At 64.7% G+C, this 13,768-nt stretch carries 16 protein-coding genes; 8 read left to right on the top strand and 8 right to left on the bottom strand.

Translation table 11 applies throughout. The features are described 5' to 3' along the window. Positions 1-2: 2 nt before the first annotated feature. Together JOE31_RS18470 and JOE31_RS18465 are read left to right on the top strand one after the other, a co-directional pair. The gene (locus tag JOE31_RS18470) at positions 3-419 is read left to right on the top strand and encodes a thioesterase family protein (RefSeq protein WP_209748600.1); all 417 of its coding nucleotides are present in this window, start codon (positions 3-5) and stop codon (positions 417-419) included. Positions 420-498: 79 nt separating this feature from the next. Continuing rightward, positions 499-753, top strand: a complete 255-nt coding sequence (locus JOE31_RS18465; protein ID WP_209747089.1) for a hypothetical protein — start codon at positions 499-501, stop codon at positions 751-753. Between the two features lie 53 nt (positions 754-806). Here JOE31_RS18465 and JOE31_RS18460 read toward each other — a convergent pair whose 3' ends face one another. Beyond that, positions 807-1,067, bottom strand: a complete 261-nt coding sequence (locus JOE31_RS18460; RefSeq protein ID WP_209747087.1) for a PspC domain-containing protein — start codon at positions 1,065-1,067, stop codon at positions 807-809. Between the two features lie 145 nt (positions 1,068-1,212). On the opposite strand from JOE31_RS18460, the gene JOE31_RS18455 reads away from it, so the two are divergent. Both JOE31_RS18455 and JOE31_RS18450 read left to right on the top strand, forming a co-directional pair. Continuing rightward, on the top strand, positions 1,213-3,444 hold the full coding sequence (locus JOE31_RS18455) for an McrB family protein (protein ID WP_209747085.1): 2,232 nt from the start codon (positions 1,213-1,215) through the stop codon (positions 3,442-3,444). A gap of 4 nt (positions 3,445-3,448) precedes the next feature. Next, positions 3,449-4,744, top strand: a complete 1,296-nt coding sequence (locus JOE31_RS18450) for an McrC family protein (RefSeq protein WP_245199261.1) — start codon at positions 3,449-3,451, stop codon at positions 4,742-4,744. Here JOE31_RS18450 and JOE31_RS18445 read toward each other — a convergent pair. Then, positions 4,731-5,024 carry a hypothetical protein gene (locus tag JOE31_RS18445; RefSeq protein WP_245199260.1) on the bottom strand — a complete coding sequence of 98 codons (294 nt, stop codon included), beginning with the start codon at positions 5,022-5,024 and terminating at the stop codon, positions 4,731-4,733. The genes JOE31_RS18450 and JOE31_RS18445 overlap by 14 nt on opposite strands. 122 nt (positions 5,025-5,146) lie before the next feature. Between JOE31_RS18445 and JOE31_RS18440 the strand changes: the two genes are divergently transcribed. After that, on the top strand, positions 5,147-5,773 hold the full coding sequence (locus JOE31_RS18440) for a TetR/AcrR family transcriptional regulator (protein WP_209747083.1): 627 nt from the start codon (positions 5,147-5,149) through the stop codon (positions 5,771-5,773). A 27-nt stretch (positions 5,774-5,800) separates the two neighbouring features. Here JOE31_RS18440 and JOE31_RS18435 read toward each other — a convergent pair whose 3' ends face one another. Further along, positions 5,801-7,468 carry a cell wall metabolism sensor histidine kinase WalK gene (locus JOE31_RS18435; RefSeq protein WP_209747081.1) on the bottom strand — a complete coding sequence of 556 codons (1,668 nt, stop codon included), beginning with the start codon at positions 7,466-7,468 and terminating at the stop codon, positions 5,801-5,803. Positions 7,469-7,569: 101 nt separating this feature from the next. Here JOE31_RS18435 and JOE31_RS18430 point away from each other — a divergent pair, with 101 nt between their 5' ends. Beyond that, entirely contained in the window at positions 7,570-8,325 is a 756-nt protein-coding gene (locus JOE31_RS18430; protein ID WP_209747079.1) for a response regulator transcription factor, read from the top strand. Between the two features lie 26 nt (positions 8,326-8,351). Here JOE31_RS18430 and map read toward each other — a convergent pair whose 3' ends face one another. After that, positions 8,352-9,134 (bottom strand): type I methionyl aminopeptidase, encoded by a 783-nt coding sequence (gene map, locus JOE31_RS18425; RefSeq protein WP_209747077.1) that lies wholly within the window; start codon positions 9,132-9,134, stop codon positions 8,352-8,354. 66 nt (positions 9,135-9,200) lie between these two features. Between map and JOE31_RS18420 the strand changes: the two genes are divergently transcribed. Continuing rightward, entirely contained in the window at positions 9,201-9,503 is a 303-nt protein-coding gene (locus JOE31_RS18420; RefSeq protein WP_209747075.1) for a helix-turn-helix domain-containing protein, read from the top strand. 35 nt (positions 9,504-9,538) lie between these two features. On the opposite strand, the gene JOE31_RS18415 is transcribed toward JOE31_RS18420, so the two are convergent. After that, positions 9,539-9,940 carry an Hpt domain-containing protein gene (locus tag JOE31_RS18415; RefSeq protein ID WP_209747073.1) on the bottom strand — a complete coding sequence of 134 codons (402 nt, stop codon included), beginning with the start codon at positions 9,938-9,940 and terminating at the stop codon, positions 9,539-9,541. A gap of 124 nt (positions 9,941-10,064) precedes the next feature. On the opposite strand from JOE31_RS18415, the gene JOE31_RS18410 reads away from it, so the two are divergent. Continuing rightward, on the top strand, positions 10,065-11,402 hold the full coding sequence (locus JOE31_RS18410; protein ID WP_245199259.1) for a glycosyl hydrolase: 1,338 nt from the start codon (positions 10,065-10,067) through the stop codon (positions 11,400-11,402). A 12-nt stretch (positions 11,403-11,414) separates the two neighbouring features. Here JOE31_RS18410 and JOE31_RS18405 read toward each other — a convergent pair whose 3' ends face one another. From JOE31_RS18405 to bioB, 3 genes are all read right to left on the bottom strand, one after another. Further along, complete coding sequence (locus tag JOE31_RS18405; RefSeq protein ID WP_209747071.1) at positions 11,415-11,834, bottom strand: very short patch repair endonuclease; 420 nt, start codon at positions 11,832-11,834, stop codon at positions 11,415-11,417. Positions 11,835-11,895: 61 nt separating this feature from the next. Then, positions 11,896-12,330 carry a pyridoxamine 5'-phosphate oxidase family protein gene (locus JOE31_RS18400; protein ID WP_209747069.1) on the bottom strand — a complete coding sequence of 145 codons (435 nt, stop codon included), beginning with the start codon at positions 12,328-12,330 and terminating at the stop codon, positions 11,896-11,898. Between the two features lie 306 nt (positions 12,331-12,636). Further along, the gene (bioB, locus tag JOE31_RS18395; RefSeq protein ID WP_209747067.1) at positions 12,637-13,707 is read right to left on the bottom strand and encodes a biotin synthase BioB; all 1,071 of its coding nucleotides are present in this window, start codon (positions 13,705-13,707) and stop codon (positions 12,637-12,639) included. Between the last annotated feature and the right edge of the window lie 61 nt (positions 13,708-13,768).

Below are 13,768 nucleotides of genomic sequence, written 5' to 3'. Positions count from 1 at the left end.
CCATGCGCTGGGGGGACATGGACGCCTACGGCCACATCAACAATGTCCAGATGGTGCGGATTCTTGAAGAAGCCCGCATTGCTGCCTTCGGACCGCCGCGCGGCGCCGGCCTGCCCGGCGTCGCGCCGCAGGTGTCCCTCTTCAACGACGTTGAAGAGGGCACCATGGCCTTGGTGGTGGAGCACAAGATCCGCTACGTGAAGACCCTCGAATACCGGAACGTGCCGGCAGTGGTCCACTTGTGGATCGGCGCCGTCAAAGGTGCCAGCTTCGACATCCACTACCTGTTGCAGGACCCAGTGACCCGGGAGGACTGCGTCAAGGCCACCACCCACCTGGCCTTCGTGGACGAGGTCACCGGCAGGGTGCTTCGTCTGACTTCCGAACAGAAGGAGCGGCTGGAGCCGTTCAGGGCCTGAGCCCAAAGCCCCTACCTTCAGACGGGACTGCGTCCCTATGATCGTCACAACATCAATCAAGAACCAAGGAGCATCGGCCATGGCCACAAGGAAAGACACGAAGAAAAAGAAGAAGTCCTGGAAGGAAATGCCGCCGCTCGCACGGGTCGGGACCCTGGTGGCAGCTGCCGTGCAGCTCTCCCTCCTGATCGCAGCCCAGCGCGACATTTCCAGGCGGCCCGCCGAACAGATCCGCGGCAGCAAGGCGATGTGGCGCGCCGTCACGCTGATCAACTTCGTCGGTCCGGGAAGCTATTTCGCTTTCGGGCGCAAGAATCTGCCCGCCGCCCGCTAGCGCTGCCGGCTGAACCGGCGCCGGTTGACTCCTGGCAGTTCACCGGCGCCGGATCAGCTGTTGAGCCAGGACTCCAGGTAGATGCGGTTCGTGGTGCTGTCCGGCAGCAGGATCCAGGCCCAGATGTAGAACGTGACGGCCGGGCCGGGCACCAGGGCCAGGACCAGGAAGACGATCCTTGCTGCATTGGGGTCCACGCCCAGTTTGGCGGCTATTCCGCCGCACACCCCGCCGATCCACCTGTCCGGTCCCCGGCTGAGCCCGGTTCCCCGGATGGCCGTGAACATCTTCGTGGTGAGGTCTTGAAAAGTCATGGAACGCTCCTTTTGTGGCGCCAGCCTATGGCCGTTCCGTCCCCGCTGGTAGGGCCATAAGCCATAAGGTCCGCGCGTTCTACCAGGCAGTAACCTGGCGAATCCGTGGTGCTGCCGTTCAGGTTAACCCTGTAAATTTGAAGGCATGACCCCCACCGCGAAGCCTGCCATGACCCGCGCCCCCGGAATCTCCAAGGAGATCGAGGACGCGGCGTGGTTTGTCCTGGGTGCCGGCCTGCAGGGTAAGCCGTCAGCGCTGGACGGACGGACCCAGACGTGGACCACTGCCGCTGCTTCGGAGCTGCTGGAGCGGCTGGAGCGGGGCGTGGCGGACTCCAAGGCTCCGATGATGACCAACCTCCGGCAGAACCTTGCCGATGCCTCCCGCCCGGCAAAGCAGCTGGCTGTTGAGTTGTTGTTCCTGCAGTCGCTTCCGCTGGCCCACGAGGTCAAATCGCTGAAGGTCAAGCGTGCCCGGGTGGCCGAGGCTGCCTCCTGGCTGGAACCGCCGTTGGAACTGCCGGACGAGCTGTACCAGGGCATGACGGACCACGGAGTCATCCGTGACCGCACCGCCGAATTCAACTGGACCATCTGGGACCACTTGAAGTGGCTGTGCCGTTTCGTGCAGCACGTTGACCAGCAGTCCACGAATGCCGTGGCCAAGGCGCTGAGGGATCCGCTCGTGTTCCACCAGCTTGCGTCCGGGACACCGGATGACCAGCCGGCGATCCGCCGCAGCATCGAATACCTTGCCTGGCCGAGCTACTTCGAACCGGTGGTTGCCGACGTGGAGCGGCAGGAAATCAGGGATGCCTTCGCTTCCCTCGTGGGCGGCGCGAAGGGTGACAGCGAAGCGGAAATCACCGCCGATATCCACCGCATCCGCCTCTACTTGGACAAACAGGCCGGCCAGCGGATCGACTGGTACGCCCGCCAGCTCGTGAGCCAGTGGCGCAAGGTGGGCGACCCGGGCCGCCGCGCGTGGCTCCTGCGCACGCACCACGACGTCAAGGACCTCCTGGCGGCATGGCACGGGGAGGAGAAGGTGACGCTCGACGTCGAGCATCTGCGCCTCCTGGACGCGGGCGTTACCGCCGGCGTTGTGCAGCACGCAGTCGATGAGGACTACAAGCACCTGGGCTACGTGGAGCGCGAGGACAACAAGACCGCGGTTTTTGCCTTCCTCACGGTGATGAAGCCGGGCGACCTGGTCCTGTACCAGCACGCCGGCGTTGTCCGCCTGGGCGGGGTCCTGGGCGAGCCGGAGCATAACGAGGACAACCGCCGGATGCGCCGCAAGGTCCGCTGGTTCGACGACGCCCACAGCATGGCCGACCTGCCCCGCCACGTGCAGCGCCAGCTGACCACCCCTGGGGTCATCGTGGACGTCACCCGGGTAGTGCAGGCGCTGCAGGCGCTGCTGCCGGCCGAAGCGGAAGCGGAGGCCGACGACGCCGCCGAGCCTGCCGCCGTCGTCGAACCCGTTCCGGAGGGGTTCCGCCCCCTGACGGAGGAGTTCGCGGCGTCCCTGCACATGGACCTGGAACCGCTGCAGGAAATCGCGGAACTCCTGGAGGAGAACCGGCAGCTGGTTCTCTACGGCCCGCCCGGAACGGGCAAGACCTACCTGGCCAAACACCTGGCGGCCCAACTTGCCGGGGACAGCACCGATGAACGCGTCAAGCTGGTGCAGTTCCACCCGTCGTATGCCTACGAGGACTTCTTCGAAGGCTTCCGGCCGGACAAGACCGACGAGGGGCAGGTGTCCTTCAAGCTCGTGGCCGGTCCGCTGCGCCGCCTTGCGGAAGAGGCGGCCAAACCCGGCAACGAAAACAAGCCCTACTTCCTCATCATCGATGAGATGAACCGCGCCAACCTGGCCAAGGTGTTCGGTGAGCTGTACTTCCTGCTGGAATACCGGGACGACCGGATCTACCTGCAGTACAGCCCCAACGAGCCGTTCACGCTCCCGGACAACCTGTACATCATCGGCACCATGAACACCGCGGACCGGTCGATCGCCATGATGGACGCCGCCATCCGCCGGCGTTTCTCCTTCATTGAGCTGCACCCCAAAACTGAACCGGTGAAGGGTTCACTGCTCCGCTTCCTCCAGGCCCGGAACCTGGACACCACCCCTGCCCTCCTCCTGGACGCCCTCAACGACGCGATTGACGAATGGGACCGCGACCTCATGATCGGCCCGTCCTACTTCATGAAGAAGGCAGCCCAGACTCCTACGGGCCTGCGCCGGATCTGGAAATACGAGCTCATGCCGCTCCTGGAAGAGCACTACCACGGTCAGCTGAACCGGGCCCAGCTGCAGGAGCGCTTCGGGCTTGAGCAGCTGCTGGGCCGCCTTGCGTCCCGCTAACGGAATGCTGTCGGCTAACACCGGACTGGCGCCTGCCGCCGTGCCGCCGCGGCCGGCACGCCAGCCTTCCAGTGCCGGTAAGGCCGTCCGCCACATCGTGCTGGACGAGCTGTCCGGCGGCGTGGTGGACAAGCTTGACGCCGCCAGCGCCGCGTTCGTGAACGCCAGCGGCCTGGCCAAGGCGTCTCCCATGGGGATGGGCCTGTTCAGGATCGAGCCGGTGGGCATGGTCGGGTCGGTGCGGACGCCGACCGTGCAGCTGGAAGTGCGGCCCAAGGACCGCCTGGGCCTCAGCCGGCTGCTGTTCCTCCTCAGCTATGCGGGAAACCAGGGCTTCCGCGAAGACCCGGTGGCCGCCGTTGAGGACTCGGATCTGTGGAGCGCGCTGGCCGTGTCGCTGGCCCAGCTGGCAGACCGTGCCCTGAGCCGCGGAGTCCTGCAGGGCTACCTCACCGTGGACGAATCACTTCGGACAGTAAAGGGCCGGATCCGGATCTCGGACCAGATTTCGCGCCGGCCCGGAATGCTGGTGCCGCTGGAAGTTTCCTATGACGAGTTCACCGAAGACATTGCCGAGAACCGCATCCTGCGCGCTGCCCTGGAGCGCATGGCCAGGGTCCCGCGCGTCCGGCCGGACGTCCAGAGCCGCCTGCGGCTGCTGCTGGGAAAGCTCGACGCCGTCACGCGCCTTCGGCCCGGAGCGCCACTGCCGCCGTGGCAGGCCACCAGGATGAACGCCCGGTACCACGCGGTGCTCCGCCTCTCCGAAGTGATCCTGCGCAACGCCTCAGCCGAGGCGGGTGACGGGAAGCAGCAGACGGCGTCGTTCGTGGTGGACATGGGGCAGGTCTTCGAGGACTTTGTGGGCACGGCCCTCCGCGAAGCCATGGCGGCCTATCCCGGGGAGATACGGCTGCAGTACAACGCACTGCTGAACGAGGCTGTGCGCGATTCCGACCGGCTCACGGTGAACCCGGACGCCGTGCACCTGCTCGGCGGCCGTCCCGTGGTGGTCTACGACACGAAGTACCGGGCCGCGACTGATCAGGGCGCGTCCCTGTCCGCGGACCATTTCCAGATGCTGGCCTACTGCACGGCTTTACGCGTCCCGACCGCCTGGCTGGTGTACGCAGGCGCGGGGGAAATGAAGCTTCGCCGCATCCTTAATACGGATATCGACGTGGTGGAGTACCCGCTTGACCTTTCCCTGCCGCCGTCGGACATCCTGGCAGCGGTTGCCGACCTGGCACAGCAGTCCTGGGGCGAAGTGGTGCGGCAGGCGGGACTTAATCAAAGATGACGGGCGCGGTGCGGCCCGGCATTGACATGAGGTGCATGAGCAAAGCCCTCTCAGGGTTGCCTTGGTTCTTGTTAAGGCAACGGCGCAGCTGATTGCGGATTTCGGACCCTTCCGGATCGGTGTCCGTCAGGATTGCATTGATGATTTCCCACGACTGGTGGCGAATCGGCTCAAGATTCACGCGCCCGCGTGCGGGCCCCCCAACGGCATGGATCCCGGACCGCGCCGGCCATGGATCGCCCTGACGGGCTTCTACGGCTGACAACAATTTCTTCGGCATCTCTTACCCTCCTGTGGCTCAAGCGCTCTGGCTCAAACGCCTGGGAATTCAACCGACCGGAATGAAGAGAATTTTATCTTAGACAGACAAGTCTGTCTCCCCTTTGCGCTAGACTATTTGCAATGAACCCCATGCCAGATCCTGCACCGGTTCGGCCTGCCCTGGCGGGTGAGGCCGTAATCAGTGGTGCCGACGCACGGCAGCGGATCGTCGATACGGCCTACGAGCTCTTCGCCCGCCGCGGGATCCGCGATGTGGGCGTCAATGAGCTGATTAGCCGCGCCGGCGTCGCCAAGGCAACGTTCTACCGGCACTTTGCATCCAAGGATGAACTGGTACTCGCCTTCCTGGAGCAGCGGGACCGGCTGTGGACCGTGGACACGATTGTCGCAGACGCGCGCCGCCGGGGCGGAACACCCGCTGAGCAGCTCCTGGCGATCTTTGACGTCTTTGGCGACTGGTTCCGGCGAGACGATTTTGAGGCATGCTCCTTTATCAACATCCTCCTGGAAATGGGTGCCAACCATCCGCTAGGTCGGGCAAGCATCGACTACCTCGCCCGGATCCGCGGCCACGTCCGGCAGTTGGCCGAGGAAGCGGGCCTCCGGGACACCGAGGATTTCTCCCGTTCATGGCACATCCTCATGAAGGGGTCCATCATCTCCGCGACCGAAGGTGACGCCGACGCGGCAAAGCGGGCGCAGGCGATGGCGCGGACATTGATTGCGCAGTTCCTGCCGCAGGCCTGATGGCGGCTGGCCGCCAGGGGGCGGCCGCTAGACCGGCACCCTGACGGTGAATGTGGTGCCCTCTCCCAGTGCGCTCTGAAGCTGGATGCTTCCGCCGTGTGCTTCAACAATGGCCTTGCTGATGGATAAGCCCAGGCCCACACCCGGGATGGAAGTGTTCCGCACGTTGCCGGTGCGGAAGAACTTCGTAAACACCTCCGCTTGATCCTTGTCGCTCATGCCCATGCCCGTATCGCTCACCCGGCAAACCAGGTGGGAACCCTCAGAGTCCAGTGACACCACAACGTCACCGCCGTTCGGCGAGTATTTGATGGCGTTGGACACCAGGTTATCCAGTACCTGCGACATGCGCCCGGAATCCACGTGGGCCTCCAGCCGTTCAGGAGCGTCCGCACGGAGCCGCACCTTCGCGGCGGCGGCACGGGGGAGCGCGGCGCTGATGCTGGCACGGACAAGTTCAGCCACGTTCACCGCCTGCGGGCTGACAATAAGCTGCCCGCTCCGGCTTGCCAGGAGGTCCGACACCAGACCGAGCAGGCGCTCGGCGTTTCGCCGGATGATCATGAGCGCTTCACGGTGGGGAGCGCGCACGCCGCCGTCTTCGTCCAGCAGCAGTTCCACGTAGCCGAGGATTGAGGTCAGCGGAGTGCGGAACTCATGGGACACGTTGGCCACGAAGTCGTCCTTGGCCGCCAGGGCATTCACCAGGTCCGTGACATCGCTGAAGACGATCACCGAGCCGGCGAAGGCGCCCTCCTGGTCCCGCATGGCCCGGGCGCTGGTGGTGATGGCGCGCTGTTCGCTGCCGCTGCCCAGCCACACCAGGTTGTCCGTGAAGCTCTCGCCCATCACGGCACGACGGACGGGCCGTTGCTCGACCGGGACTGTTGTGGTCCGGTCAGCTTGGAACACCAGGAGCTGGGATTCGTTGGGGTCGTCGTTTCCCGGAGGTGTGGCGAGCCGGTGGTTCTCCCGTTGCTTCCGGTTCATGAGGATGTCGTGCCCGTCCGCGTCCACTGCCAGGACGCCCATGTGCACCGTTTCCAGCACCGAATTCAGCAGTTCTTCCTGCCGTTTGCTCTCCTTGAGGGTGACCCGCAGTTGAGCGTCCTTCTCCTCAAGGTCCCGCTGTTGCCGGACCATGCTGAGCGTCAGCACGCTCACGGAAACGCCGATCCCCAGCATCATCACCGGCAGCAGCAGGGTACGAGCCAGGTCCTGTCCGGTGACGTTCCCGTGAAGGAACAACGGCACCCAGATGATGGAAAGGGGAGCGAGGAAGGAGACCAGCAGGGACGCTCGGGGGTAAAGGCCCGAAGCGCACAGCCAGATGACGGGAAAAACCGCCAGCAGGCTGATGCCGGTCAGGCCCTCCTGCCCGCCCTCCCTGCCGAGCGCGATCGAGACGAAGTCAAGGAGGGGAATCACCAGGAAGCTGGCGAACGGCAACCGATGCCAGGGAATGAAGAAACACAGTGCCAGGATCAGGACCTGCGTGGCCAGGAACGCGATGAACAGGGGATTCCCCAGCGTGCCCGGGAAGAACAACAGCATCAGGACGGCGGTGAGCGCCGCCGTGATGGACAGCGGCATCTGACTCAGTGCGACCCGTCCCCGCAGCGAATACTCGTGGAACGGCCGTCGGAAGAAGAGTATCCGGCCGGACTTGATGTCCCAGGTGACGTTGCCGCTCATGGCCGGATGGTTGTTGAGGTGCCGTTTACTGGACGCATACCCCCACGATATCCGGCGAGCGCTATACTTCTGACGGTATCGAGCGGACTGAGGGGGCTGCGATGAGTGAATCACGTGTGGGTCTGGTAATCGAGGATGACCACGACATCCGTGAGCTGGTGCGCGTGGTGTTGGTCCAGGCCGGCTTCGACGTCCAAGTCGCGAGCAGCGGGGCGGCCGGCGTCGTTGCCGCCAAGGAACTCAACCCGGCAGTCATCACCCTGGACTTGGGCCTTCCGGACATCGACGGCTTTGAGGTAGCGCGCCAGATCAGGGAGTTCTCTGACGCATACATCGTGATGCTGACGGCCCGCGCCGAGGAACTGGATACCCTCATCGGACTGGAGTCCGGCGCGGACGACTACCTGACGAAGCCTTTCCGTCCCCGGGAACTGCGTGCGCGTGTCGCCGCCATGATGCGGCGTCCGCGTTCGACGTCGGACTCTTCCGCCGCCGGCAAGGCGCCTGCCGTAGCCGGCGACCCCGGCCGGACCCTGACGCACAACGGCCTTGAGTTCAGCTACGACGCGCGGACCGTGAGTGTGGACGGACGCGAACTGCACCTGACGCGCACCGAATTCGATCTGTTGCACGCCCTCCTGGAAGCAGGGCGGATGGTGCGGACCAAATCCGAACTCGTGAGGCGGCTGCGGGACGAACCGTACGACGTCGGAGGCTACATCTCAGAGGCGGACGAGCGGTCCGTTGAGGTGCATATGGGTAACCTCCGCAAGAAGCTGGGCGACAGTCCGCAGAACCCGCGCTGGCTGCAGACCGTGCGCGGGGTGGGCTACCGGTTGGCCCCCGCCGAGCGCTGATTCGCGGCGACGGCGCGGCTTCCGCCTCAGGGCTGGGTCGGCGTCGGCAGGGTGAGGATCTCGGCTCCGTCGTGGGTGATCGCGATCGTATGCTCGCTGTGTGCTGTCCGGCAGCCTGTCGCACTCCGGAGCGTCCACCCGTCGGCGTCCGTGATGAGCTCCGCGGTATCGGCCATGACCCACGGCTCAAGCGCGAGCAGCAGCCCTGGGCGCAGTTTGTATCCGCGGCCGGGCCGTCCGGTGTTCGCAATGTGCGGGTCCTGATGCATCGTTGATCCGATGCCATGACCTCCGAACTCGGTGTTGATCGGATACCCCGCCTCGCTGAGGACCGAGCCGATGGCATGGGAGATGTCGCCGATGCGGGCGCCGGGTCCGGCAGCTGCTATGCCTGCGCTCAAGGCGCGTTCGGTTGCGCTGATCATCGCGACGCTCTCCGGTGGCTTGGAATCGCCCACGATGAAGCTGATGGCAGAGTCTGCAGCGATTCCGTCTTTGGAGACGGCAAGGTCGAGTGTCAGCAGGTCGCCGTCGGCAAGCGCGTAGTCGCGGGGCAGTCCGTGGAGCACGGCGTCGTTGACGGCCGTGCAGATGTAGTGGCCGAACGGACCGCGTCCGAAGGACGGCTCGTAGTCGACGTAACAGGACAGCGCTCCGGCTTCGAGGATCATGGCCGCAGCCCACCGGTCGATGTCCAGCAGGTTTGTGCCGACTGTGCTCCGGCTCTTCAGTGTGTGCAAGATGTCAGCGACCAGGGCGCCTGTCACTTTTGCCCGGGCCAATTCGGTGTGATTCAGGATCTCAATCATGCGGCGCCTTTCTCACGCGACCAATAACTATCCCGGCCATATTATCCCGGTATTAGAATTGGAGCCATGGTCAGGTTGCCGCTCACATCCGCTGAAGTCGAGCGCGGACAGCGCCTCGGTGCGCTATTGCGTCGCGCCAGGGGAGAACGCTCGATGCTCGAGACCGCGCTCGATGCGCGTGTCTCGCCGGAGACGCTCCGGAAGATCGAATCGGGCCGCGTAGCCACCCCTGCCTTCTCCACCATCGCCGCGATCGCCGATGTCCTGGGCCTCTCCCTTGATGCGGTCTGGGCCGAGATCAGCCGGACTGAAAATGGTGTCGGACCGGCACGCTCCGGTCAGAAGGCGCGTGAACGGTTGGCCTCGTAAGTTTCAATTCCGCAGTTGCCTTGGGGTGGTCGGACTCAGGCAGCTGCCGCCGCCGAAAGGCCGGCCACGGTCTGATCCGTGCACGCATCCATGCTTTCCAGGAGGGCGAGCTGAAGCCGGGGCGGCTGCTCCGCCACAGTTTCCGGATGGGACTCCAGGTGCTTCAGGATGGTTTCGAGCTCATCCGCGAGCCTGCCCAGGTACGCGGCACCCACCATCATGCTGGAAGTCTTCACGCTGAGGACGGCGTCCATCGCCGCGTCCAGGTCCATGGCTTCGACTGCATGTCGGAGCCGGTCCAGCCGTCGCGGCAGTTGCTGGATATAGCTGTTGACGAAAACGGTGCAATACTCGGCATCGGGCTCAAGTTCACAGCGGAGTATTTGCAGCACGGAGGGGTCAACGTACAGCTGGCTGACGCCATCCTGTCCATCCATTGGACACCCCTTCCCTTGGCGCTGCACTTCCGGGATAACGGGTGCGGCCACAACCTTGCCTCTTTTACAGTAGGGCTCCGGGGGGCGTGGAACGCGGTTTCCGGAAAAATTTGTGCCAATCTTGATGCGACTCAGCAATCTGCGTTTAGGATCGGGACAAGTGCCTGCCGGCACCGAACTGACCCGTGGCCAGCGAGGCCACCAGCCGATTGCGGGGACCGCTGTGTTCAGGATCGTGAGAAACGTTGTTTCTGGTCTGATTGTGGGGCTGGGCGTCACGCTGGCGGCCGTACAGCCAGTCCAGGCAGCGCCCGCTACGGCGGCCGCGGCGGCCCAGGTTTACCTCGACCCGGCCACCGGACCGGCGGGTTCAGCCGTGACCGTCAGCGGAACAGGGTTCAAGGCTGCCACCACGGGAACCGTGATAGTCGGGTCCTCTACGTTCTCTTTCAAGACTGCGGTGTCCGGTTCCTTCAGTACCTCGATCACCATCCCCGCGGCGGCCCCGGGGCCGCTGACCATCACGGCCAAGACGTCCTCCATCAAAGCGTCATCCGTTTTCACGGTTACTTCTTCTACTCCCGCCATCCCTCCCGTCAGCACGGCGGCACTCCGTTTCGGGGTGGCGACGGCGGGCGGCCCCTTGGCAAGTGCCGAACTGGACGACGTCGCGCGGCTGGCGGGGGAGAGCCCGTCGAGTGTGCTCTTCTACAAGGACTTCCTGCAGGCGCCGCCCATCACCGAGATGAACGCCGTACGGGCGCGCGGCGCCGTTCCGCTGGTCACCTGGGAGCCGTGGGCATGGGGCGGCGGGCTCACGCAGCCCGCCTACGCCTTGGACCGAATCGCGGCCGGCGACTTTGATGCCTACATTACGCAGTGGGGGCAGGCACTGGCGTCGTGGGGCCAGCCCGTCCAGTTGAGGTTTGCGCACGAGATGAACGGCAACTGGTACCCGTGGGCCGAGGGCGTGAACGGCAACCAGTCCGGCGACTACGTGCAGGCCTGGCGGCATGTGCACGACGTCGTAGCTGCTGCTGGTGCCAGCAACGTGTCCTGGGTCTGGAGCCCGAATGTTCCGTACTTTGGATCCACCGATCTTGCCGGGCTGTTCCCGGGTGCCGGCTACGTGGACATTGTGGCCCTCGACGGGTACAACTGGGGCACCTCGGCGTCGTGGAGCAGCTGGATGTCGCCGCAGGACCTCTTTGCGCCGGGGATAGCCCAGCTGCGGGCACTCGCGCCCGGGGTTCCCATCCTGATCGCTGAGACCGCTTCCGCCGAGGCGGGCGGTTCCAAGGCGCAATGGAATACCGACCTGGTGAGCTACCTGGCAGCCCAGCCGGACGTGGTGGGCTTCGTCTGGTTCCACCTGCAGAAGGAAACGGACTGGCGCATCAACAGCAGTGAGGCGTCGGCCACGGCGTTCAACGCTGCGCTGGCTGCCCGCCGGGCGTCATAGCTAGGTTTGTGTTCAGGCGAGGAACTGCTCCAGCTGTTCCTCCAAGGCGGAGACGTCCTTGAGTTCGCATTCCCAGAGGGTGAGCACCTGCCACCCTGTTGCTTCCAGGAGGCGGCGCTGTTCGGCATCGCGGTTCCTGGTCCGTGTCCGTTTTGTATCCCAGAACTCCGCGTTCGCTTTGGGTGCGTGCTGCCCCGCCTTGCAGTCATGGAAATGCCAGAAGCAGCCGTTGACGAAGATGACTTTGTGCCGTCCTGCGAACACCAGATCCGGGTTGCCGGGAAGTTTACCGCCACGTGAGCTGCCGTGCAGGCGGTAGCGGTAGCCCTTCGAGTGCAACAGGCTCCGCACCAGCAGTTCCGGCTTGGTGTTCTTGCCCCGGATCCTGGACATGTTCCAGCTGCGCCGTTCGGGAGTCAGCTGGTCAGCCATGATTTAAGTCTAGGCGGCCGCAAACCCGGCAACGCACCGCCGCCGGGCCTGGACACAGTCCCTAGATTTCGCGCTCCGGGTGCTCGCCGAACTGGAAGTGCCGTCCGCTGACCGAAACCGGCTCGATCTCAACGTAAAAGTCCTTCAATGTGGGTACCCAGGGCTTCAGGCCGAGAGATTCCGCGGCCGCGATATCAGCAGACTGGTCGAGGACCCGCGCCGTGCCGCGAAGCACCACGGACCAGGCCTCGTCCGACATGATGCCGTCCGTCTCAAAGAGGACTTTGGTGTTGATGGTGAGCTCAGCGAGCTTGTTGCCCGGAGCTGTCCGGAGGTAGAGCTTCCGGCCGCTCACGGCGTAGTTGACCGGGAAGATGTCCGGTTCGCCGGCCACGGTCACTACCAGCCGGCCGTGCTTGGTGCCCTCAATGAGCTTCCACGACTGGTCATCGTCAAGGTTGAGAATGGGGTTGCCGTCTGCGTGTGTGAACATCATGGGCCTATTGTTCAGCCAGTGGCAGGCAATGGCCAGTGCCTTAAGGACGCATTCTCATTTCGGTAGTGCCGTGACGGGAACATTCGGCCGTCCAGCCGAGCGGTGTCACCTGGACTTTCATGCGGCGCCGGCAGGCGCCGCAGTACCGCGGCGGCTCCATGGTTAGGTACTCGCCGCAGCGGCGGTGAACGCCCGACGTCGGGCCGGCGCCGCCGTCGGACGGCTCGCCGCAGTGACCGCAAAAGGCAGCGGTGGTTGCGTCTGCCGAGTTGCCGGCGGTTGAGCCGCCGGTGGTCGAAATCCCGTTCATAGTGTTTTCTGGAGTTCCTTGATGGGCATGTTCAGTTCGACCAGCAGATTCAGGTCGGCGGTGGCGGGGCGGCCCAGGGTGGTGAGGTAGTTGCCGACGATGACGGCGTTAATGCCGCCGAGGAGGCCTTCGCGGGTGCCGAGGTCGCCGAGGGTGAGTTCGCGGCCGCCGGCGTAGCGCAGCACGGTGCGGGGCATGGCGAGGCGGAAGGCGGCGATGGCGCGCAGGGCGTCCTTGCCGTCCATGATGCCCTGGTTTTCGAGCGGAGTGCCGGGGCGGGGGTTGAGGAAGTTGAGCGGGACTTCGTGCGGTTCCAGGGCTGCGAGCTGGGCGGCGAGTTCGGCGCGCTGTTCCAGGGTTTCGCCCATCCCGATCAGGGCTCCGCAGCAGAGTTCCATGCCGGCGGCCTTGACCATATTGCAGGTGTCGAGGCGTTCTTCGTAGCTGTGGGTGGTGACGACTTCGGGGAAGTAGCTGCGGGCGGTTTCGAGGTTGTGGTTGTAGCGGTGCACGCCCCACTCTTTGAGCTGGTCCACTTGGCGCTGGGTGAGCATGCCCAGGGAGCAGGCGATGTTGATGTCCACGGCCTCGTTGATGCGGTCGATCGCGAACTTGATCTGGTTCATGAGCTTGATGTCGGGGCCGCGGACGGCGGCGACGATGCAGAACTCGGTGGCTCCGGTGGCGGCGGTTTCCTTGGCGGCTTTGACCAGTTCCGGGATGTCGAGCCAGACGCCGCGGACGGGGCTGTCAAAGAGGCCGGACTGGCTGCAGAAGTGGCAGTCCTCGGGGCAGCCGCCGGTCTTGATGGAGATGATGCCCTCGACCTCGACGTCCTCGCCGCAGTGCTTCAGGCGCACGTCGTGGGCCAGCTGCAGGGCGGCCGGAAGGGCTGCGTCCGGGAGGCGGAGAACTTCCTCGAGCTGCGACTGGGTCAGGCCGATGCCGTCCTCGAGGACCTGCCTGCGGGCTGTTTCGAGGATTTCGTGGCTGGCCTCGTTTGTTGTTTCACAGCTTGCGTCGGCGAGTGTTTCGTCGCCGGTGGGGACATTTGCCTGGATCGTCATTGATGGGTCCTTTTCGCGGGATTGTCTGGTCTTCAACGACGCTAGTTTGGCTTTTGACTGG

This window comes from Arthrobacter sp. PvP023 (assembly GCF_017832975.1).
GTDB lineage: Bacteria > Actinomycetota > Actinomycetes > Actinomycetales > Micrococcaceae > Arthrobacter.
This window is presented reverse-complemented; position numbering and strand designations above follow the sequence as displayed.

What these genes read in the sequence shown, in the direction of transcription:
- JOE31_RS18415 (WP_209747073.1), bottom strand. Translation starts at nt 9,940, where the DNA reads ATGGATGGACAGGATGGCGTCAGCCAGCTGTACGTTGACCCCTCCGTG.
- JOE31_RS18445 (WP_245199260.1), bottom strand. Translation starts at nt 5,024, where the DNA reads ATGCCGAAGAAATTGTTGTCAGCCGTAGAAGCCCGTCAGGGCGATCCA.
- JOE31_RS18470 (WP_209748600.1), top strand. Translation starts at nt 3, where the DNA reads ATGCGCTGGGGGGACATGGACGCCTACGGCCACATCAACAATGTCCAG.
- map (WP_209747077.1), bottom strand. Translation starts at nt 9,134, where the DNA reads ATGATTGAGATCCTGAATCACACCGAATTGGCCCGGGCAAAAGTGACA.
- JOE31_RS18440 (WP_209747083.1), top strand. Translation starts at nt 5,147, where the DNA reads ATGAACCCCATGCCAGATCCTGCACCGGTTCGGCCTGCCCTGGCGGGT.
- JOE31_RS18420 (WP_209747075.1), top strand. Translation starts at nt 9,201, where the DNA reads ATGGTCAGGTTGCCGCTCACATCCGCTGAAGTCGAGCGCGGACAGCGC.
- JOE31_RS18450 (WP_245199261.1), top strand. Translation starts at nt 3,449, where the DNA reads ATGCTGTCGGCTAACACCGGACTGGCGCCTGCCGCCGTGCCGCCGCGG.
- JOE31_RS18465 (WP_209747089.1), top strand. Translation starts at nt 499, where the DNA reads ATGGCCACAAGGAAAGACACGAAGAAAAAGAAGAAGTCCTGGAAGGAA.
- JOE31_RS18460 (WP_209747087.1), bottom strand. Translation starts at nt 1,067, where the DNA reads ATGACTTTTCAAGACCTCACCACGAAGATGTTCACGGCCATCCGGGGA.
- JOE31_RS18455 (WP_209747085.1), top strand. Translation starts at nt 1,213, where the DNA reads ATGACCCCCACCGCGAAGCCTGCCATGACCCGCGCCCCCGGAATCTCC.
- JOE31_RS18400 (WP_209747069.1), bottom strand. Translation starts at nt 12,330, where the DNA reads ATGATGTTCACACACGCAGACGGCAACCCCATTCTCAACCTTGACGAT.
- JOE31_RS18405 (WP_209747071.1), bottom strand. Translation starts at nt 11,834, where the DNA reads ATGGCTGACCAGCTGACTCCCGAACGGCGCAGCTGGAACATGTCCAGG.
- JOE31_RS18410 (WP_245199259.1), top strand. Translation starts at nt 10,065, where the DNA reads ATGCGACTCAGCAATCTGCGTTTAGGATCGGGACAAGTGCCTGCCGGC.
- JOE31_RS18435 (WP_209747081.1), bottom strand. Translation starts at nt 7,468, where the DNA reads ATGAGCGGCAACGTCACCTGGGACATCAAGTCCGGCCGGATACTCTTC.
- JOE31_RS18430 (WP_209747079.1), top strand. Translation starts at nt 7,570, where the DNA reads ATGAGTGAATCACGTGTGGGTCTGGTAATCGAGGATGACCACGACATC.
- bioB (WP_209747067.1), bottom strand. Translation starts at nt 13,707, where the DNA reads ATGACGATCCAGGCAAATGTCCCCACCGGCGACGAAACACTCGCCGAC.